Below are 20,479 nucleotides of genomic sequence, written 5' to 3'. Positions count from 1 at the left end.
CCTCTCGGGTCGTTCTGTCTCCACAAAACCCGGGGCAATTCACAATCTTCATAAGGCCACACGGCAACAACCGTGATGTGCGGGCGAGAGGACGCGACCTGTTCGCTTCGTCCGCTACGTGGCAGCTTCAAGCCCCAAGTGTACCACAAACGGATCAAAGTCCCGGTTACTATAGAGAAGTCGATACCCGCTTACGATGCATCATGCGGCAATCAGGGTACTAATGGCTTTCCCGATGGGGATGCACCCTGTGATCAGGTGTCAGGGTTTTCCTAAGGCTTTGCTGGGATTATGCCCGCCTAAGCACCATGATATTGCCGGGTAAGTGAAGGATTGTCATCCCCGTTGTCGCGGCAATGGTCGAGAGGGCTTCGTCAGGCTGGTAGATGCGAAACACGCCACTGATACGTCTGGCAGTCGGTATCTCACCCCAGATATAGACCGCGCCACGCCGATAGCGGGATATGGCATGCACGGCATCGGCAAGTGTGGCGTTATCCAGCGTCAGATCCCCGCGCGACCAGGTTGCGATCTCATCGGGGGGGATGTTTCTCTCGATCGGAAAAACCGTACCGTTTGCGTAAGCCAGACGCTCGCCTTCACGGAGCCGGGCAGGCACGGAACTGTCGCGGGGCGTGTAAACGTCCACAAGACCCTGACTGACGCTGACTGTAACGCGGGCAGGGGCATCCCGTAATTCAAAGACCGTGCCAACATCTTCAATTCGTCCGTCCTGATCGGTAACGCGAAAGGGGCGGGTGGAATCATGGTGTACCTTGAAAAGGGCGTTACCCCGGAGCAATGTAATATCCCGATGGTTGGGCGTAAAATGGATGGCAATTGCGGTATCGCTATCGAGAACAACCTGCGATCCATCGGCGAGTGCCACAGTCCGAATAGTCGTGCCTGTCCACTGATCGGCCTGAAGCCATATCTTCAAGGCCGGAGTACAAAGAAAAATAGCGGCTGATGCGGCGATGGCTGTCAGGGAAAATAGCCCGGCTTTCAAGGTCCGCTTTCGGCTCATGCGCTTCCACGAAGCGCGCACGGCATGATCCTGTGCGGGGGAAATCCTGAGGGCTCGCCAGAGCCTACGCTCCTGTTCGAAAGCCGTATTGTGTTTCGGAGAGGCCGCACGCCATGTACGAAACTGCGCGAGTTCGTCCTCAGTCATTTCTCCCGATGCCATGCGCACGATCCAGTGCCGTGCGGTTTCCGCGATGTCAGGCTGTGTCTGGGTCACGTTGTATCCATGGCTGTTTCGCCGCTCTTAACTGTAAGACGGTCGGAAACCGCAGCTTTATACTGGCAGGTCATGGTTTGGGAAAAAATCAGTCGTCTCGGGCCGTGGCCAGCAGGTTCAGGGCTCGTTGCACGTAACGGTTGATCAGCGACACCGATTTGCCGGAGCGGCGTGCGATTTCCGTCTGGCTCAGTCCATGGAAGCGGTTGAGGCAGAAAATGGTCTTCATAGGCTCGGGCATGGTTTCGATCATGGCTTCAACCTGAGCCAGTCTCTTTTTTCCGGCCAGTTGCTGTTCGGCTGTCGGTTTGTCGTCCTCCAGCCAGAGCAGGTCGTGAATGCTGTCCTGCACGTCTTCTCGGCGGTAACGGCTGCGTGCGGAATCGATCGCCAGGTTGGATGCCAGCCGGTACAGATAGGCATGAGGGCTGAGGATTACCGCCTCGGGTTCGACATGCTGGATTTTTTCGAACAGAGCCTGAACTGCGTCTTCTGCTGCTTCACGGTTCTTGATGATCCGATACATGAGGTGAAACAGCGAGGGGCGTTCCTTCACCATCAGGTTCGTCAGTGTGGCGATGTTATCCTGCATGTCATAGGGTCATCCATGAAATTCTCTATATATCTAACAGTATTAAGAACAATTCGCAATATTGTTGATGAGGTCACACCGTCTGGTGCCTTCCCTTCGGGATGCTTTAGCTTTCTTATGTCTGGACGTCTGATGGGGGCGGATTTTGACACTTTTCAGCATCTAAAAAAATCCTGTTGTAAATGGGGGACAGGGAACGGGCTGGTGCATCGATACATGCCGTGAGGGTGTGGAACGCACCACGCATCTTGCACGCTCGCCCAACGCATGTTGCCGTCATCCACCCCACGACTTTGGCATGGAAACGCGCTTTAATCAGTTGCCTTTTTAATGCTAAAATAGGCGTTCGTGTCGGGTGCTTTCTAGTCCACTGGTGCAGGTTACGCCGTGGGCTTCTGGCGCGCTTTCGTTTTCACGAAGCCTCCAAAAGTGTGTTGACTGGCCCAAAATGCTGGTGCTCTTCGTGTGCTCGTGAATTGGTGAGGTTATCAAAAAAAGATCGGGAAGGGTGTGGATATCCGTGCCGCCACGTCGTCTTCCATTTTATGACAGAATTTTGAGAACTCTTCTCAATTGCATATGGGAGCGTCGTTCACCAATGGGTCACACATTGCGCCGTCAGTCGGCGTCCGTTGCTGGGGTCTGTCTTATGGCCCTGCTGGCTTCCAGTTGCCTTTCCGGGTTTTTGGCTCCCGCTGCAAAGGCGCAACCCGTGGGTGACGGTGCGGGGGCAGTCCGGCATTTCACCATCGCGGCGCAACCCCTGCGCACTGCTCTGCACCAGTATCTTGAACAGTCAGGCGTTCAGGTAGCCTATCCGACGGCGGACGCAGGTAACGTCCGGTCCACGGCGATCTCGGGTAATCTGACATCTCAGGAGGCTCTGTCCCGACTGCTGACAGGGACGGGCCTGACCTGGCGTGCCACGGGGCCGAACAGTGTGACCCTTGCAAAAGCTGCAGCCAATATCACCCTTGGTCCGGTCCGTGTCGGGGGTACCCTTAATGCACATGAGGCTGCCATTGGACCTGGTGTCGGATATGTTGCTACCTATACTGATGCCGGGACAAAAACAGATACACCTATAACTGAGATTCCAAATTCAATTTATACGATTACAAAAGATCAAATTATTGACCAGCAGGCACAAAATATAGCGGATGTGTTGCGCTATATGCCCGGTATTTATGCCGAGCGATTGGGAATGGCTGATCGGGGAAGTGGTTCTGGCCCAAGCGATGGAGGTGGTGGTTTTAGTCAAAGAGGTTTTTCCTCTACGCAGTATATTGATGGTATTATTTCTAATATGCAATCTGCGGCGGAAACAGCTTTTGTAGAGCGTGTGGAAGCAATTAATGGACCTGCGTCCGTTATGTATGGGCAAACTGGACCTGGCGGTATTATTGCCATGCGTTTGAAACAGCCAACCGATACGCCACTCAAGAATGCGACTATTGGTTTTGGTAATTGGGGTCGTTATGAATCTACATTTGATATAAGTGATAAAGTTACAAAATCTGGGAATGTTCGTTATAGAATAGCGGGAATTGGTGTTACGCAGGGAACTCAAACTGACTATGTTAATTACCACCGGGTAGGGGTACTTCCGTCTATAAAGTGGGATATAGATGAAAAAACAAGTTTAACCCTGTTAGGTATGTATATGTACACGCCCGGTGTTGGTTCCGGTGCATATTATCCTCTTGTAGGCACATTGATTCGGGGAAAATATGGATATATTCCACGTAGCCGTTTTCTTGGTGACCCGGATGATAATGTGACGGGGGCAAAAGATGCTCGATTTGAATACCAATTTTCGCATAAATTCAATAAAAATATAGAATTTCAACAAAACCTTTCTTATGAAAACAGCCGTAAGTGGAATAATAATACTTATGGGGGCTCTTTGAACTCTGATGGCGAGACATATACAAGGTACGCTTGGAAGGGAAATCATAAATACAGCACAATAGGCATTGATAGTCGCGTTATAGGTCGGGTTAAAACAGGTCTATTCCAACACACGCTGGTCGCTGGTGTGGATTACAGGCATGTCGATCAGTCATGGAATTTGTCTTATGATTTTACTCCTCTGCAATCGATCAATATCTGGAATCCTGTCTATAATGTCGTGCATCCAGATTACAGTTCTCATAGTTCTGATATGCTGTATTTCTACCGTTATCCGGTGTCATGGAATCAGGCAGGTGTTTATTTTCAGGATCAAATAAAAATTAATAAATTTTCTATTGTCTTGGGTGGGCGAGAAGATTGGTATGGATATGATTATAAGCGCTATTCCGGGCATCAAACATCATCGTCTGTGCAGTCAATGTCACTGGCGGAAAACACAAAAGAAAATGGCTCTGCTTTTACGTGGCGTGCTGGAATTGTTTATAAGTTTGATTTTGGACTCTCACCTTATTTCAGCTATTCAACTTCGTTCAATCCACAGTATGGGAGTACTGTTGCAAATGGGTCAGTCGCCAAACCACTGACTGGAGATCAGTTTGAAGTCGGGTTAAAATACTTGATTCCGCGTTCTAACGTGCTGTTAACGGCATCAGCTTATCATATAAAAGAACATCATTATTTGATTAGTGATCCTGATAATCTGGACTTTAGTACAGATGCAGGCACTGTTGTTTCAAAAGGAGTTGAATTATCTGCCCATGCAAATGTAACGCGCGACTTACGTTTGACCGCATCCTATACGTATAATGATATTCGGGTCGCAAAAAGTGATACAAGTGTAACGCAGTATGACATTCACGGGAATAATCTGGGAGATGTCTCGGAGCAAGGGAAGTATGTATCAGGTTTGCCACGAAACATGGTGAACATGTTTGCAGACTACACGTTGCCGCGGTCTATATTCCATGGTTTTGGGGTTAACTTTGGCGTCCGATACATCGGCTTTACGTATGCAGATGACTCTAATTCATTTAAAGTTCCGCCCTACACGCTTTTTGATGCGGGTGCCCATTATGATTTTGGAGATATTTCTCCCAATCTTCACGGATTAAAAGTATCGCTCGCTATGTCGAATTTGACTAACAAGCGTTATTTTGGGTCCTGTGCGGTAAGGCAATGTTATTATGGGCAATCCCGCCGTGTTTATGGGAATATTTCATATAGTTGGTGATTTTTACAAATTCTACGAAATATTGATCAGAAATCAATTTTGAAAAGTAAGTGTGAGGTTATGGGGCAGCTACTTCCTGTGGTTACACTGGATGGAGGTGGCTTTTCCATTTCCTTTTATCCAAAAGCAGATTGGCTAAAATTAGATTTTAGATGGGTTAAGTTCCTATATATCCTGTAGTAAGAGAATAATAGATTGGAGATTGAGGGGTATGCGATAGTATAAATCCTGCTGTTTAGCCCATATACCTCAAGAATTTACTGACGATGTTTTTGTGTTGGCTGCTTAAGAATAATCTGTGTGGGTATAGGGATCGGGGCTGAACCGGCCTGATCCGTGTGCTGAACGTACGCGATGATCAAATAAAACGCTACCAATGACCTTCGGCCTATCTCGGTGTTATTAGCATACAGCTCTTATGTCGCAAGCAGTTATGTACGTGACGGGAAGCAGGTTCTTAGAGGGACTGTTATTCAAGTAAGACGTAATGCTTATCGGTGTCTGTAAAATGATATCTTTTTTATTGTATTTAACGGTGAATAATCATATATAATAGAACATTTATTTATTTCACTATAATATTTTTACAAATATTTGGAATATACTAAATATATTTGGGTTCATATATCCATGATAACTCACTCATTGAAAATAATAGGGTGATTGTCACGGAGGAGGGCTTGTATTACGGATTATGGTGGACTTTCTGGTGGAGGTCATAAGGAATGTTAGGGGCAAGAGTATGGTCGGTAGTAAGGATACAGGTGATGCTGGTGCAGGCCTTCATACTGCTCCGATTGTGCCTGTTATCCTTTCTGGCGGGGCGGGGAGCCGGTTGTGGCCTGTCTCACGCGGGAGCTTTCCCAAGCAGTTCTGGCCATTATTGAGTGACCGCACCTTGCTGCAGGAAACCGCTTTGCGCGGTCAGGGGCAGGGGTTGGCAAATCCGATTGTTATTTGCAACGGTGAGCATCGTTTTATCATTGCCGAACAACTGCGTGATGCCGGTGTGCAGGATGCACGGATTGTTCTGGAACCTGCCGGGCGTAACTCAGCACCTGCCATAACTGCGGCTGCATTTATTGTGGCGGAACAGAACCCGGATGCAGTGTTGTGGGTTATGGCAGCAGATGCTGCGATTGAAGATGTGCCCAAGTTACAGGTTGCACTGGAACACGCTGTTTTGGCTGCACGTAAGGGTTATGTGGTCACATTTGGTATGACACCAACCCGACCAGAGACTGGATATGGCTACATTGCACAAGGTGGGAGCATAGATGGTCTGCCAGGGGTTTATGAGGTCAGTCGATTTGTAGAAAAACCTGATCGGGATAAAGCTGCGGCGTTTCTGGCACAGGGGGGGTATTTGTGGAATTCGGGCATGTTTGTTGTCCGTGCGGCAACCTTTCTGGCTGAGATCAAGCGGTATGAGCCCGCACTTTACACATATGTTCAGGAAGCCGTGGAAAAACGTAAGACAGATATGGATTTTGAGCGGCTTGACCCAGAAAGCTTTTGTAAGTCTCCGGATATATCAGTTGACTATGCCGTGGCCGAACGAACAGATATGGCAGCAGTGGTGCCCGGTAACTTCGGCTGGTCGGATGTAGGGAGCTGGGACACCTTATGGGATCTGGGTAAAAAAGATGCTCAAGGGAATGTGTTGCATGGGAATGTTGTTGTACACGACGTAAGTCAATCCTATGTGCGTACGGATGGTATGCTGGCTGCTGTTCTGGGCGTGGATAATCTGATTGTCGTGGCAACGCAGGATGCCATTCTTGTTGCCAGTAAGGACCGTGCACAGGATGTTAAAACCCTAGTGCAGACCCTGAAGAACAATAACCGACCAGAAGTGGATATGCACCGGCTGACATACCGGCCATGGGGGCATTACGAGGCACTGACAGAAGGTCATCGTTTTCAGGTTAAAAAAATTGTTGTGAAACCGGGCGAAAAACTTTCGTTGCAAAAACATTATCACCGCGCTGAACACTGGGTGGTGGTGGAAGGCACGGCTCTTGTTACGAGGGAAGATGAGCAGGTGATTGTGCGGGAGAACGAGAGCATTTATCTGCCGCTTGGAAGCTTGCACAGATTGGAAAATCCGGGCCGTATTCCAGTTACTTTGATTGAAGTTCAGTCCGGTCCCTATCTGGATGAAGATGACATTGTCCGGGTTGAGGATATGTATAGCCGGACTGTTTGAGCTTTTTGTAAAACCGGGAAAAAGAAAATGCCGCATCTTTCCATAGATCGTCAGGCGGCAGAGCGCGTAACTGCTGTTTTGGCACAATTAACAGAACATCTGGGCAATAAGGTTTCCACCAATCCGTCTGTGTGTGAAGCGCATAGCCATGGCGAGGCACTGGAACTGGCGCGTTTGCCTGCTGGTGTTGTGTTTGCAGAAACTACGGATGACGTTTCAACCGTTCTGGCGCTCTGTCACTCCGCTTATGTGCCTGTTGTGGCATTTGGCGCAGGCACTTCGGTGGAAGGGCATGTTACGCCGCCTGAACATGCTGTGAGCATTGACCTGTCCCGTATGACTGCTGTTTTGCAGGTTAATGCTGCGGATATGGACTGCCGTGTGCAGGCCGGGTTGACCCGGCAGGAACTGAATGTTCGCTTGCGTGATACGGGGCTGTTTTTCCCGGTTGATCCCGGTGGCGAGGCAACATTGGGTGGCATGTGCGCAACCCGTGCATCAGGGACTGCTGCTGTGCATTACGGTACGATGAAAGAGAATGTGCTTGGTCTGACGGTGGTCATGGCAAATGGCGAGGTCATTAAAACAGGTGGACGGGTTAGAAAATCCTCCACCGGGTATGACCTGACATCTCTGTTTGTGGGGTCCGAGGGTACTTTAGGTATTATTACAGAGGTCCAGCTGCGCCTGCATGGTATTCCCGAGCAGCTTTCCGCTGCGATTTGTCAGTTTGAAAATCTTGAAGATGCCGTGCGTACGGCGGTTGAGGTTATTCAGGCCGGTGTGCCCATTGCACGCGTGGAACTGATGGATGACGTGCAAATGGCAGCGAGCATTCGCTATTCTGGTCTGGAGGAATTGCGTCCGATTACGACCCTGTTCTTTGAATTTTCCGGTGCACCAGCGTCCGTAAGGGAACAGGTGGATGTAACCGAAATGCTGGCCAGGGAGAATAATGGCCTCGGTTTTGCATGGGCTGATACGCCTGATGAGCGTACACGATTGTGGAAGGCGCGGCATAATGCGTTCTGGGCTGTAAAAGCGCTTTATCCGGGTGCGCGGATTGTAACAACCGATTGCATTGTCCCGATTTCTCGCCTGGCAGATTTAATTGTGGGCGTTAAGGCTGATATTCAGGAATCCGGTCTGGAAGCCGCTATTCTGGGTCATGTTGGTGATGGTAACTTTCATACGCTGATCATCACGGAAGACAGTGCTGCAGGACATGCAAAAGCAATGGATCTGGACCGGCGGATTGTGGCCCGTGCGCTTGAACTGGATGGTTCCTGTAGTGGCGAGCATGGCGTAGGGGTCGGTAAACTCGAATTCCTTGCGCAGGAACACGGTGAACCCTCGTTGCGGGTGATGAGAACATTGAAGGTAGCACTAGACCCACGCAATATTCTCAATCCCGGTAAACTTCTGCCGGAAGGGTTAGCCTACATCGGATGATTGCGTGAGATCACCACAAATAAACTTGACAATCAGGTGCTATATTTTATTCAAGCAAAACTTATAGTGATTTATTATCTGGTTTGGTTCCTGTTTGCGGGGTGTGTTGGTGATGCTCTCTTCCGTTCTTTCCCGCCGGTTTGTGCTGGCTGGTGCTGCTGCTGTGGCGTGCGCTCTGGTTGGGCATACAACCGTAGCGCAGGCCGCACCGCAGGTTGTGCGTGTAGGCATTATGGCGGGTGAGGATGAGGATGTATGGCCTATTGTGGCTGCTAATGCCGCCAAGGAAGGGCTGGAACTCAAAATTGTGACCTTCTCGGACTATAATGCTCCAAACGAGGCGCTGGCCGAGCACGAACTGGACGCAAATGCCTTTCAGCATGGTCCTTTTCTGGATGCGCAGAACAAGGCTAAGGGTTACAGCATTGTGCCTGTTGGGCATACATATGTAGCGCCTATTGGTCTGTATTCAACACGTTGGAAATCTGTTGCGGCTCTGCCGGACAAAGCTGTTGTCGGTGTTCCCAATGACCCAACAAACGAGGGGCGTGCCCTGCTGCTTTTGCAAAAACTGGGGCTGATTAAGCTGGCAGCAGATGCCGGGAATACACCAACTGCGCTTGATATTACGGAGAATCCCCGCAATATCAGTATTCGGGAACTGGATGCAGGCGTTGTGGGCCGCGCCCTAACAGACCTTGATGCGGCTGTTATTAACACGGACTGGGCCAAAAAAGTTGGTGTTGATATTGAAAAAACGCGTATTGCGCAGGAAACAGCAGATAATAACCCATACATCTGCATTATAGCCGTGAACGAGGCCGATAAATCAGCCCCTTGGGTGTCCAGGTTGGTGGGAGCTTACCAGCAACCCAATGTGCGGCAGGCGTTGGATAAAGCGTTCCACGGTGCTGTGTTACCTTCGTGGCCATGAAACTGCTGGAAGTCGAGCGGCTTAACCGTTCCTTTGGTGGGCAGGTCGCTTTACACGATATTTCATTCAACGTGGGCAAGGGGGACAGGTTGGGTATTATCGGTCGCTCTGGTGCCGGTAAATCGACCCTGTTGCGTTGCTTAAGTGGTTTGGACCGTCCCCAGTCTGGCAGAATTCTGCTGGAGGGGGAGGATATGGCTGTTCTGCCAGAAGCAAGGCTTGTTTTGCTGCGGCGCAGAATTGGTCTGGTTTTCCAGCATTTTAATCTGCTGACCTCCCGCACAGTGGCTGCCAATGTGGCTTTACCGCTGGAAATAGCGCGAGTGCCCAAAGCACAGCGCCATAAACGGGTCGCCGAACTGCTTGATCTGGTTGGTCTGGCCGACCATGCAGGCAAATACCCCGCCATGCTCTCTGGTGGTCAAAAGCAGCGCGTGGGTATTGCGCGTGCGTTGGCCGCACAGCCTGCGTTGCTACTGTGTGATGAGGCGACTTCCGCCCTGGACCCGGAAACAACAGAGGCCATTCTGGCTTTGCTGGCCGATATTAATCGTGTGCTGGGTTTGACCATTGTCTTTATCACGCATGAAATGGACGTGGTGCGCCGTTTGGCCCAACAGGTTCTGGTGTTGGAAAAAGGGCGTATTGTTGCACGTGGCACCCCAGCCGATATTTTGGATGCCAACCAACTGGATGCCATTTTACCGCCTAACCTGAGCCAGACCCCGCATGATGGTAGTCATGCCATTGTCCGTCTTACCGTCACAGCGCAGGCCATGTTGGCACCATTATTGCAAATGCTGGAACAGCAGTGCCAAGCCAAACTCACCTTGCTGCAAACCCTGCCAGCAAGGGAGGAGGAAGGGTTGGTGGATCTGGTCGTGCAGATGGATGGTCTTGCTGTTTCAACCATGAACGCTCTTCAGGCACATGCCTGTGCAGCCGAGGTAATTGGATATGTCCCGGCTTATTCTTGACCTGCTCTGGAACGCGACCGTTCAGACATTGGAAATGGTCCTGGCTTCTGGCCTGCTGGCTGTAGCAGGTGGGCTGCCTCTGGCGGTGCTGCTTGTGCTGACCGCTCCGGGGGGGCTTTATCCGTTACCCTGGCTTTCGCGTACTCTGGGAGCTGTGGTGGATGCAGTAAGGGCTGTTCCTTTTATTATTCTGCTTGTCTTGCTTATCCCTTTCACGCGTATGGTCGTTGGCACAGCGTTGGGCACAACTGCGGCTATTGTACCGCTCTCCATTGCAGCTATTCCATATTTCGCCCGCATTGCAGAAGTTTCTTTGCGGGAGGTGGACGCCGGTTTGGTGGATGCCGTGCGTGCCATGGGGGGCACACGGTGGATGGTTGTGCGTTACGTGCTGCTGCCAGAAAGCCTGCCGGGGCTGATCTCCGGTTTTACGGTAACATTGGTCACTCTTGTGGGGGCTTCGGCTATGGCTGGTGCCATTGGTGCTGGCGGACTAGGCGATCTGGCAATCCGTTACGGTTACCAGCGATTCAATACCACTGTTATGCTGGGCGTTGTGGCTGTGCTGGTTGTTCTGGTAATGCTGTTGCAAGGCGCTGGTAATGTTTTGGCGCGGTATTTGCGGCATACACAGCCGACCCCGAGGGGGTAATATCTGCTGGGTAGGCACCGTTGCACCTTTGATGCGTGGAATTACACGCAAACGTGACCAGAAGATGAGAATTTAAAAAATTAACAGACGGTAATTTGTTGCACACATTTTGCCATGTGTTATCAATGTTCTCAGGTTTGTTGGTACAGAGGTTATCCGCTTTTTTCATAGACTATTATTTGAAGTAGAGCGGTCTGCATTTTGTACATTTACAAATATGAATGACGTTTGCCCGCTAAACATTCTGCCACGACGTGGTAAAGTGGAGGAATTAAGATGGCTCAACGAGACAATGTTATCTCGCCAGGTATTGAGCTTGGGCAGAGAATCAAAATTCTTCGTAAAACTGCAGGTCTTACGCAGCAGCAGGTGGCTGATGCACTCGGCGTATCCCGCCCAGCCATAGCCTTCTGGGAAACCGGTAGGGAGGGAAGTGCCCGCAAGCATATTCCCAAACTGGCCGCTCTTTTGCATGTGGACCCGGAAGTGTTCTTAACCGGTTTTGTGCAGGAAGATATTGACCTGATTGTCTCGCCTGATGAACGGGACATGGTCTCATTGTACCGGATGCTTGATGCATCCCGCAAAGTTTCTGCTCAAAAATGGCTGGAGCGTCAGGCAAGAACAGCCCAGTTGGAAAACTGAGCTATTTGTAGCCCGCGCCAGTAATCTGGTTATGGGTAAGGTGGGCCTGAGTGCCCACCCCATGATCCGTAAGATTAAAATTCCATAGAGAGCGTGAAGTGATACACGCGTGGCAGCCCGGCATACAGGGTTGACCCTGCGCCAGATGTGCCAGCGGGTGCGCCTGTATAGACGGAGGCCCAGTACCGTTCGTTTGTGGCGTTGCTTACGCCAAAGCGGGCAACCCAGGGGAACTTTGTAACGTGGAAGGCATAACGGGTGCCAAGGTCCAGCGTTGTGTAAGACCCGGTGTGGAGTGTGTTTGTAATATTTGCCGCACGGTTGCCCATATAATGGACATTGGCGTTAAACGCCCACCCGGAGGCAAAAGAACCAAGGGTGGCGGGGAGCCTGTAGTCCAGTAGCAGGTTGGCCTGCAAAGGAGCTGCTCCCACAATCTGCTTGTGGTTGTAAGCCGCAATCTGGCTGCCAACAAGTTCAGCATCCAGCCAGGTCATACCTGCGAGAACAGAAAGATTTGGCAATACTTCTCCCGAAATCTGGGCTTCCACACCATAATTACGCTGTGTGCCGTAATACCCGTATGTCAGGCAGTTGCTTCCAGCCACGCAGGAGGAATTGGCAGCAGGTGTTGGCATGGCATATTGGGATGTCATGCGGAAACCGGCAATGTTGAACTGCATTTTCTGGTAGCGGAATTTATAGCCGACTTCATATTCCTCAGAGTGGCCAACTGGCAATGCCGCATTGGGGTTAGAAATATTGTTGCTGTTCGTGGCAACAGGACCAGCCTCCACCGACCGGCCATACGTAAAGTAAAGGGTCTGGTTCTGTGTTGGTTTGTAAAGCAGGCTGGCTGTTGGGCTGAATGCAGCATTGGTTTGCGGGAGCTGGCGCACAGCACTGGTGACACTTGAACGGCTTTTCTGGTTGATCCAGCTCCACGCCAGTGTTCCCATAACCGACCAGTGTTTATTGATCTTGATTGTATCGCCAATAATAAAGGATTGGCTCATCACACTGCTGGATTTGTAATCTTTTTTACTATAGTACGGTTGCGTTCCATTGGTGGGGGCCGCGCCATACATGGAGTATGTGCCCAAAGGCAGTCCGGCTTTTGGCACAATGCCACTCACACCTACAGGGTTGTAGTTCCCCATCATGTAGCCATTGGTGCCAATGACCAGATCATGCTTGACTGGTCCGGTATAAACACGGCCATTAAAATAGGCCATGTTACTACCAACACGAAAATCGTTTGCAGATGTAGCGGCTTTTGCAACTGCCGAGTAAATACCGTGTGTTCCTTCGGTCGCGCTAAGCGTATCAGTTATCCCAAAGGACTGGCGCATGGCATCCTGGTAAAGTCCGCCGAGCGTAAAGCTCCAGTCTTTGTTGATCTCGTGTTTGATTTTGGCCAAAAAGGTGTTGGTTTCCATATTATACCCGCTCCAGTCCGGAGCTAGGCGGTTGCTCAGGTCGGGTGCTTCGGGCAAAGCCCCACCAACACCTGCGGCTGGAATGCCAAACCCCGGAGCCAAACCACGGGCAGCGTAGGTGTAGTGGCTGGCGTCGAGTTCGATAACTGTTTTGTCGTCCAGATGAATATCAAAATCCGCACTGACCATTTCGCGCCGGATCCAGCTTCCTGGTGCATAGGCCGTGCCATTGGCATGCAGCATATTCAGGCGGTAACCAAACCAGCCATTTTTGCCCAGACGGCCAGAAACATCGCCGTTAACTGTTGGGGTGCCGATGGAATCTACCCCAACAGAAAGCCGTTCGGTCCGCCGGTCAGTCGGGCGTTTAAGGGTGTATTCAAACACACCAGCCGGGTTTTCGGGGCCATACATGGCACCGGCCAGACCGTTGAGCACCTGCAGGTTGTCCACCCATTCCGCTGGGTAAGGCGTGGTGGAGACCACGTTTAGACCATCAAGGCGGGAGTTGGAGACCACATCAGCCTCAAACCCGCGCGATTGTGGGCGCGATGTATTGGGGTCTCCACGGATTTCCAGCTGAACGGAAGGCAGATATTGCGCCATGTCATTAATGTTGCGAATCTGCTGATTGACCACCACGTCATGGGGCACACCCATGACCGAGTAAGGTGTGTCCAGCGTATCCCGGTTGCCCAAGGGGCCGAGATAAACAATTTTGTTCATGTATTTGGCGCCCGTGCCATCAGCCGCATGGTGGCCATGTACGTTCACGGTTTCGCCATTGGAGCCATCTAAAATCCCGGCAATAGGCGTGGTGGTGCCGGGTTTTGCGCTGCTACGTGCCTGTGCCAGCGGGCTTTTGCTCTGCGCTGTTTTAATGGTGCTCGGCTTACCGGCAGGGAGCTGTTGCTGAGGAGCAACAGAGGTTGCGGCCAGTGCCGAAGTCGTTAGCAAAAATGCGCCAAATGTTCCGGTGGCGAAAAAAATATGGAAACGATCGTGCATGGATCTGGCTGGTCCGGGATATGATAAAGAACAAAGGGTGCGTTCTTCTGCCCGGATGCCACGCTCTTTGTCTATATATAGGTGTGCATAAACCTATATATGCAGAAATATATTCAAAAGGTGATGCCAGAATAACACACCTCTGTTGCACGCTGCCATAACTGGCAGAGAATGGTCTGGTCGTGCGTTACTGTTCCATGCCGGTCAGGGCCAGAGCTGCTGCGGTGGCAACATCTTTGCGCAAGGTCACAACATTTCCCTGCCCGTTGGGGTGAACACGGTTGGTCAGGATGACAACAAAGCTGCGGCTGTTGGGGACCAGCCACAAGGAAGTACCGGTAAAGCCGGTATGACCAAAAGAGGATGAAGGAAAGTGAGCGCCGCGCGCTGTGGAATAGTGGGTTGCTATATCCCACCCCAGTCCACGCAAATCGGTTTTGCCCTGTGGCTGCTGTGGGGTGGACATAAGGTAAAGTGTTTCTGCCTTCAGGGGGAAGGTGGAGGGTAATCCGGCCAGTTTATCCAGCAGGCTGTGTGCGTAAGTTACGGTATCCTGCGCGCAGGAAAACAGTCCGGCATGGCCTGCAACGCCCCCCATGCGCCGGGCTGTAGGGTCGTGCACAATACCTTGGAGCATCTGCCCATTCTCATCATATTGAGTGGGAGCAATATTGGTTTTTTGGGTGGCGTATGGCAGGAAAAATGAGGCCTTCAAACCCAGCGGTTTGAGAATATGCTCCGTTGCGTACAGGGGCAGGGAGGTGCCGGAAAGCCGTTCAACAATCAGCCCAAGCGTGATGAAATTAATATCACTATAAACAAATTTTTCGCCCGGAGGATTTTGGAGGGGCGTGTTCATGACCATACGGATGGCAGCTTGTTTGCCACTCCATGGAAAACTTAAATCCAGATCAGCGGGTAATCCGGAATAATGGGTTAGCAGTTGGCGTATGGTAATTGCGTCTTTGCCATGTGCTGCAAAGTCCGGCAGATAATGGCAGGCTGGTGTATCCAGCGCAATAAGACTCCGCTCATAAAACTGCATGATCGCAGGGGCGGTTATAAGAACCTTTGTCAGGGATGCCATGTCAAATATGGTATCCCATGTCATGGTTTCAGTTTGGGGTATTATGGCGCGATTGCCAAAAACCCCTTTCCAGACCAGTTGTCCTGCATGTCCTATTGCCGCTACGGCACCGGGCATTCTGTGGTCCCGAATGGCTTGATGAAAAATATTCTCCACCGCAGAAAACGGATTATCCTGCTCTTGTGCGGCATAAGCCGGGAGAAAAGGCGTGCTCAGGCAGGCGGCGCAGGCCAGTCCTGTTTGCAACAGTGTGCGGCGGGGCATGGTGCTGGCGTTGGGCATGTTGGGTCAATTAAGTCCGTGTGGGGTTTAAAAGAGCGTGGGCAACATAGCGGAAGGTTACGTTGAACCGGGTCATGCCCGTAAGGGGGTGTGCGGAGGGGGCCAGATTTTTAATGCCGTGGTAGTTCAGCCGTGCTGGCCCACCCCATACCAGTACGTCTCCATGCTCCAGCGCAAATGTGCGAACCTTATCTGCCCTGTTGCGCCCCCCCCATATAAATAATCCTGTTCGCCCGAGGGAGAGCGAGACTATGGGCTGCGTGGTGTCCTGTTCATCTTTGTCCTGATGTAGCCCCATATGAGCGCCGTTCTGGTAACGGTTCAGCAGGCAGGCGTTAGGGAGGAAGTTCGTATACCCCGCGGCCTGTGCGGCATTTTGTGCGAGTTGGAGCAACGGCAGGGGTATGGCGGGCCATGGATGGTGGCTGGTCGGGTCCTGCGTGGTGTAAGCATATCCATGCGCGGAGCTGACCCAGCCCAGTGTGCCACAGCTGGACATGGCAGCCGACATGCTGCCTCCACCGGGTGTGAGCATGTGGCGGAAAGGCGCCTGCTGGACAACTTCGTCTATGGCATGGAGCAGTATGGCGCTTTGCTGTGTGGCAAACTGCCGCAGTAGCACGGCGCCTGCTTCTAGCTCCACACGCTGGGGGCGGGTGTCAGGGAGCAAAAGGTCCATCTGTTGGGCTGTCGGGTGGGAGCGTGGCATGGCAATGCTTAATGAAAATCGTGAGGGACCCAGCGCACTCTTTGGCGTAGAGCAGAAGAATGCTATCAACATTGCAAACCATGCCCGCGCTTGCAAGGAGCCAGACAGCACCAATGCCCCCATCTGCACAGGATATTATGCTTATTGGCGGCATTCCGGCCCTTATCAGTTTTCAGGTGCAGCGTGCGGTTTTCCGCGGTGTTTTTGTCGGGCTGAATGCGGAAGTAGATTTTTTTGCCAGCACTGTGGCTGGCCTTGCACCGCAAGGCGAGGCTGCCCTTCGCTCATTTTTCAAGCTATGCCAGCGTAACCAGCGTTCCCCCTTACGGTTGAGTGAAGGCGGGCAGCAAAACTACCTGCTGGAAGAACTGTATGAGCAGATGGTTGAACCAGCCCGTAGGTGCGGCATAGATTTGTATGATGTTGTGCGTGAGCAGGTCAGGACTTTCCAGCCCACTCATATTGAGACTGCTCCTGCTATTCTTCTTAGCCTGTAATATAGGGAACAGGTCAGCAGCTGATGTGGTGGGGGATGGCCTTAATGGCCATCCCTTTTTTGTTGTGCAGGTGTGTTCCGCTTTTTAGGCAGGATTTTCCACGCTGTCCGGTTTGGATGTGCTGATTGCTTTTTTTGCAGGGTACAGGGCCGAAATCACGACCACAATTACAAGGTTAACGCCAAGAGCCAGCAGACCCGTGGAAACATTGCCCGAGAACAGACCCAGATTAACGGGGTGAATAGGCTTAAGCCCATCCATCCAGCACAGGCTGACCCCAAACACGGTGCCAATCAGCCAGCCAGCCAGCATGGCGGTGGCGGAAAAACGGACCTTGAGCAAACCCAGAATAAGAGCAGGAAAGGTTTGCAGAATAAACACGCCGCCAAGAAGCTGGAAGTCAATGGCGAACTGCGCATTCAGGAACAGCACACAGACCAGTGCCCCCAGTTTGACCAGCAGCGAGGTCAGGCGGCTGGTGCGTACCGGGTCTTTCTGGGCTGGGAGCAGGTTGCTGGTAACAAGGTTGGCAGCACCAATGGCCATAACGGCAGCAGGCACAAGCGCACCCACCGCAATGGCGGCCAGACAGAACCCGGCAAACCATGCCGGAAAAACCTTCTGGAACAGCATGGGAACAACCATGGAATTGTTGGTTGTTATTATGCCTGCCGCGTGGGCCATAAAGCCCAGCATGGCAATTAACCCAAGTACAATGGTGTAAACAGGCAGGAATACGGCATTCTGGCGAATGGTATCTGCCGAACGGGATGCCAGAATACCCGTAAGCGTATGGGGGTAAAGGAATGCAGCCAGAGCGGAAGAAAGGGCCAGAGTGGCATAAGGCAGACCCTGCCCAGGTTTGAGCATGGTTTGTGCATGTTCAACCGAGGCAAACAGAGCACCATATCCACCTGTATGCAAAGGAATGACCGTAACTGCTACCAGCACGGCAATATAGATCATGATATCTTTGATAAAAGCGGTCAGGGCGGGGGCGTGCAGCCCACCCAGCCAAGTATAGGCTGCGAGGGACAAAAACGCGATAATGAGCGGCAGATCCCCCGGCAGGCCCAGCGCTTGAATAACGGTCCGAATGCCAATTAGCTGCAAGGCAATGTAGGGCATAACGGCAACAAGGCCGGTCAGGGCAATAACAATTTCCAGTGCGCGGCTGTCAAACCGGGCACGCACAATATCTGCCGCTGTGGAGTGCCCGCCTTCACGTGCAATTTTCCACAGTTTGGGCATAACAATAAAAATAAACGGGTAAACAATAATCGTGTAAGGCAGGGCAAAAAATCCATAGGCACCTGCGGCGTACACCAATGCGGGCACGGCAATAACCGTGTAAGCCGTATAAAAATCCCCCCCGACCAAAAACCAGGTTACCCACGGGCCAAACCCACGCCCACCTAGCGACCACTCCTCGTGAGAGGTGGAACTGGTCTTTTTGCTAAATAATCCGCGGATCCACTGGATGGAGGAACCAATAACAATGGTCGCGGCAAAAAAGAGGATAAAGACGCCAAGCGCCCATGGATTGATGGCGTTCATGCGCGGTTCCCCTTCTTCCACACAACCCAGATCAGGACGGATGTTACGGGTACCCAGGCGAACTGGTACCAGTAAAAGAAGGGAAAACCGAGCAGGACCGGGTCGTGCCGGTCATACAGCGGAGTCCAGAGCAAACCCAAAAAGGGTAGCAGAAGGAGTAAATTAAGATATTTCATTTCGTGAAACCGGCTTGTTTTGTTATTTTTGTTCGCAACCGGCTGAACATGCCGATGGAAACCGGCTCATGTCAATTACGCCTGAAGCGTTTTCAGGCGAGTATCATCAGAATTGTGTTTTTTGCGCATCAGGTATGCCCTTGTTATAACGCAATCGTTAAAAACAAGGGCGTGGAGTGTTAACGCGTGGCGTTAATTTTGTGGTCCTGTAGAACCTTGTTTAATGTATCGCCATACTGGCGGTAGCTGCCTTCTGGCACACAGCCCAGTTCTTCCAGTTCTTCCAGATCAGCACCATGGTTAATCCACTGGTTGGCTTCACGCGTGTCTAATGTGGCGGGAATGGTCCGTGCTTCGTACACCACAGGCTGTTCCCCATCTTCCGCCGCTCCAAAGGACATAAAACTCTCTTCGGCGGGAGATTTATTCTCGCTCAGGCTGACCTGACCGCAGACAATCTGTTTTTTGTCGCTGTTGGTATGGACGGTCAGATTGCGGAATTTGGGGTGGGTATTGGAAAAACGTGTCACCAGAGTTTTGAGCGTGCTCTTGACGAAAGGAGAAGCCTTTTGGGCGCTGTTATCAAGCACGGTCTGGGCTGTTACCGTCTGGTGTATGGTTGTGGTGGCCAAGCCCGGCAACAGGATGCAAAGCGCGAAAAAACGTTTCATCAAGAAGGTCTTTCCTGTCAGTCTGAACAAGATGGATCATCAACATCCGTGTCTGTACACGGTCAGAGCCTGCGACCCCATGGGGTAATACCCATGCAGGTCAGCCGCCCACCTGTTTGAGGGGAAGCTACACCCGTTGTGGTCGGCAGGGAAAGGGGCAAGCCGTTAAGACTGCGCACTGCCAGGAAACCAAAGCATTCTGCTTCCAGTGCATCCCCTTTCCAGCCGCATTGTTCCGCTGGGTAAACCGTGCCGGGGAGCACTTGGGCAAGGGCCGCCATAAGGGCAGGGTTATGCCTGCCCCCGCCACAGACAAACCATGTTCGCGGCTGTTCTGGTAAGGGGGTGCGGGCAATGGTCTGTGCCGTAAAGGCTACCAGAGTTGCAGCACCATCGGCTGCATTCAGCCCCTCAAGGCAGGTTAGAGCGTTGTGAAAACTTAACCTGTCGAGCGATTTGGGGGCAGGCTTGCGGAAAAACGGATGTGCAAGCAGGTGTTCCAGAATGTTGTGCGCAACCTTGCCACCAAGGGCAAGCTGCCCATCCTTGTCGTATGGAATACCTGTATGTTGGGCGGCCCAGTCGTCCAGCAGGGCATTGCCGGGGCCTGTATCGCACGCAACGATTGGGCCATGGCTGGGGATCAGGCTCAGGTTAGCGACGCCACCAATGTTCAGGACGGCAACAGGCGCTGGCGCATTGCGGAGCAGAGCCGCATGGTAGAGCGGTACCAAAGGTGCGCCTTCGCCACCTGCGGCAACATCGGCGGATCGAAAATCGTGTATAACAGGCAGGTTGGTTTGGGCGGACAGGTAAGCCGCATCCCCAATCTGCCATGTCCGCCCCGGCCTGTGCAGAATGGTCTGGCCATGAAAACCGACAAGATCCACCGGCATGTCCGGGGCCATGTGGCGAAGGCGCTGCACGGCCTGCACATGCACTACGGTCAGGGCGTGTTCCGCGGCTTTAAGGTCAGCATCGTCTGCCCCCAGATCGGGAGCGCGATCCAGCAGGGTGCGCAAACGCTGGCGTAGGTTTGCCGTGTAGGGCAGGGTAAAGGAGGGTCCATGTGCGGCTATGTCTGTGCCATCCGTGCGGATGAGCGCAGCATCCACGCCATCCAGCGAAGTGCCGCTCATCAGACCCAGTGCGTTCACAAACCCATCGGGCTGATGTGTTTTGGGGGTGTTGGGCATAAAAACTG

The 20,479-nt window shown here is 51.9% G+C and carries 17 protein-coding genes; 8 read left to right on the top strand and 9 right to left on the bottom strand.

All coding sequences use genetic code 11. The features are described 5' to 3' along the window. Nucleotides 1–289 precede the first annotated feature (289 nt). Together Absy_RS09295 and Absy_RS09290 are read right to left on the bottom strand one after the other, a co-directional pair. Nucleotides 290–1,243, bottom strand: coding sequence for a FecR family protein (locus Absy_RS09295; protein WP_084597068.1), 954 nt, complete (start codon nucleotides 1,241–1,243; stop codon nucleotides 290–292). Between the two features lie 88 nt (nucleotides 1,244–1,331). After that, a complete protein-coding gene (locus Absy_RS09290; RefSeq protein ID WP_048854476.1) occupies nucleotides 1,332–1,835 on the bottom strand; it encodes an RNA polymerase sigma factor in 504 nt (167 codons plus the stop codon). Between the two features lie 649 nt (nucleotides 1,836–2,484). Here Absy_RS09290 and Absy_RS09285 point away from each other — a divergent pair. From Absy_RS09285 to Absy_RS09255, 7 genes are all read left to right on the top strand, one after another. Beyond that, complete coding sequence (locus tag Absy_RS09285) at nucleotides 2,485–4,980, top strand: TonB-dependent siderophore receptor (RefSeq protein WP_048854475.1); 2,496 nt, start codon at nucleotides 2,485–2,487, stop codon at nucleotides 4,978–4,980. Nucleotides 4,981–5,686: 706 nt separating this feature from the next. After that, a complete protein-coding gene (locus tag Absy_RS09280; RefSeq protein ID WP_371263714.1) occupies nucleotides 5,687–7,189 on the top strand; it encodes a mannose-1-phosphate guanylyltransferase/mannose-6-phosphate isomerase in 1,503 nt (500 codons plus the stop codon). A 27-nt stretch (nucleotides 7,190–7,216) separates the two neighbouring features. Further along, nucleotides 7,217–8,641, top strand: a complete 1,425-nt coding sequence (locus Absy_RS09275; RefSeq protein WP_048854473.1) for an FAD-binding oxidoreductase — start codon at nucleotides 7,217–7,219, stop codon at nucleotides 8,639–8,641. A gap of 112 nt (nucleotides 8,642–8,753) precedes the next feature. Beyond that, nucleotides 8,754–9,575: a MetQ/NlpA family ABC transporter substrate-binding protein gene (locus Absy_RS09270; protein WP_048854483.1), complete on the top strand. Its 822-nt coding sequence runs from the start codon at nucleotides 8,754–8,756 to the stop codon at nucleotides 9,573–9,575. Then, nucleotides 9,572–10,552 carry a methionine ABC transporter ATP-binding protein gene (locus tag Absy_RS09265; RefSeq protein ID WP_048854472.1) on the top strand — a complete coding sequence of 327 codons (981 nt, stop codon included), beginning with the start codon at nucleotides 9,572–9,574 and terminating at the stop codon, nucleotides 10,550–10,552. The genes Absy_RS09270 and Absy_RS09265 overlap by 4 nt, the downstream gene beginning before the upstream one ends. Next, nucleotides 10,533–11,204, top strand: coding sequence for a methionine ABC transporter permease (locus Absy_RS09260; protein WP_048854471.1), 672 nt, complete (start codon nucleotides 10,533–10,535; stop codon nucleotides 11,202–11,204). Before Absy_RS09265 ends, Absy_RS09260 begins: the two co-directional genes overlap by 20 nt. Nucleotides 11,205–11,480: 276 nt before the next feature. Next, on the top strand, nucleotides 11,481–11,849 hold the full coding sequence (locus Absy_RS09255; RefSeq protein WP_048854470.1) for a helix-turn-helix domain-containing protein: 369 nt from the start codon (nucleotides 11,481–11,483) through the stop codon (nucleotides 11,847–11,849). A gap of 74 nt (nucleotides 11,850–11,923) precedes the next feature. Here Absy_RS09255 and Absy_RS09250 read toward each other — a convergent pair whose 3' ends face one another. From Absy_RS09250 to alkB, 3 genes are all read right to left on the bottom strand, one after another. Further along, complete coding sequence (locus tag Absy_RS09250) at nucleotides 11,924–14,296, bottom strand: TonB-dependent receptor (protein WP_048854469.1); 2,373 nt, start codon at nucleotides 14,294–14,296, stop codon at nucleotides 11,924–11,926. Between the two features lie 187 nt (nucleotides 14,297–14,483). Then, on the bottom strand, nucleotides 14,484–15,665 hold the full coding sequence (locus Absy_RS09245; protein ID WP_048854468.1) for a serine hydrolase domain-containing protein: 1,182 nt from the start codon (nucleotides 15,663–15,665) through the stop codon (nucleotides 14,484–14,486). 10 nt (nucleotides 15,666–15,675) lie between these two features. Further along, on the bottom strand, nucleotides 15,676–16,374 hold the full coding sequence (gene alkB, locus Absy_RS09240; protein ID WP_048854467.1) for a DNA oxidative demethylase AlkB: 699 nt from the start codon (nucleotides 16,372–16,374) through the stop codon (nucleotides 15,676–15,678). A gap of 113 nt (nucleotides 16,375–16,487) precedes the next feature. On the opposite strand from alkB, the gene Absy_RS09235 reads away from it, so the two are divergent. Then, nucleotides 16,488–16,871 carry a hypothetical protein gene (locus tag Absy_RS09235; RefSeq protein WP_048854466.1) on the top strand — a complete coding sequence of 128 codons (384 nt, stop codon included), beginning with the start codon at nucleotides 16,488–16,490 and terminating at the stop codon, nucleotides 16,869–16,871. 84 nt (nucleotides 16,872–16,955) lie between these two features. Here the strand turns inward: Absy_RS09235 and Absy_RS09230 are convergent, their stop codons facing one another. From Absy_RS09230 to Absy_RS09215, 4 genes are all read right to left on the bottom strand, one after another. After that, nucleotides 16,956–18,428, bottom strand: coding sequence for a sodium:solute symporter family protein (locus Absy_RS09230; RefSeq protein ID WP_048854465.1), 1,473 nt, complete (start codon nucleotides 18,426–18,428; stop codon nucleotides 16,956–16,958). Continuing rightward, complete coding sequence (locus Absy_RS09225; RefSeq protein WP_048854464.1) at nucleotides 18,425–18,604, bottom strand: DUF3311 domain-containing protein; 180 nt, start codon at nucleotides 18,602–18,604, stop codon at nucleotides 18,425–18,427. The genes Absy_RS09230 and Absy_RS09225 overlap by 4 nt, the downstream gene beginning before the upstream one ends. Before the next feature lie 179 nt (nucleotides 18,605–18,783). Then, entirely contained in the window at nucleotides 18,784–19,275 is a 492-nt protein-coding gene (locus Absy_RS09220; RefSeq protein ID WP_048854463.1) for a hypothetical protein, read from the bottom strand. A gap of 62 nt (nucleotides 19,276–19,337) precedes the next feature. After that, on the bottom strand, nucleotides 19,338–20,471 hold the full coding sequence (locus Absy_RS09215; protein WP_084597066.1) for an anhydro-N-acetylmuramic acid kinase: 1,134 nt from the start codon (nucleotides 20,469–20,471) through the stop codon (nucleotides 19,338–19,340). Nucleotides 20,472–20,479: the final 8 nt, after the last annotated feature.

The sequence above is a fragment of the Acetobacter syzygii genome (assembly GCF_000964225.1).
Taxonomy (GTDB): domain Bacteria; phylum Pseudomonadota; class Alphaproteobacteria; order Acetobacterales; family Acetobacteraceae; genus Acetobacter; species Acetobacter syzygii.
Note: the sequence above shows the minus strand (reverse complement) of the source record. Positions and strands in the feature narration are given on the sequence as shown.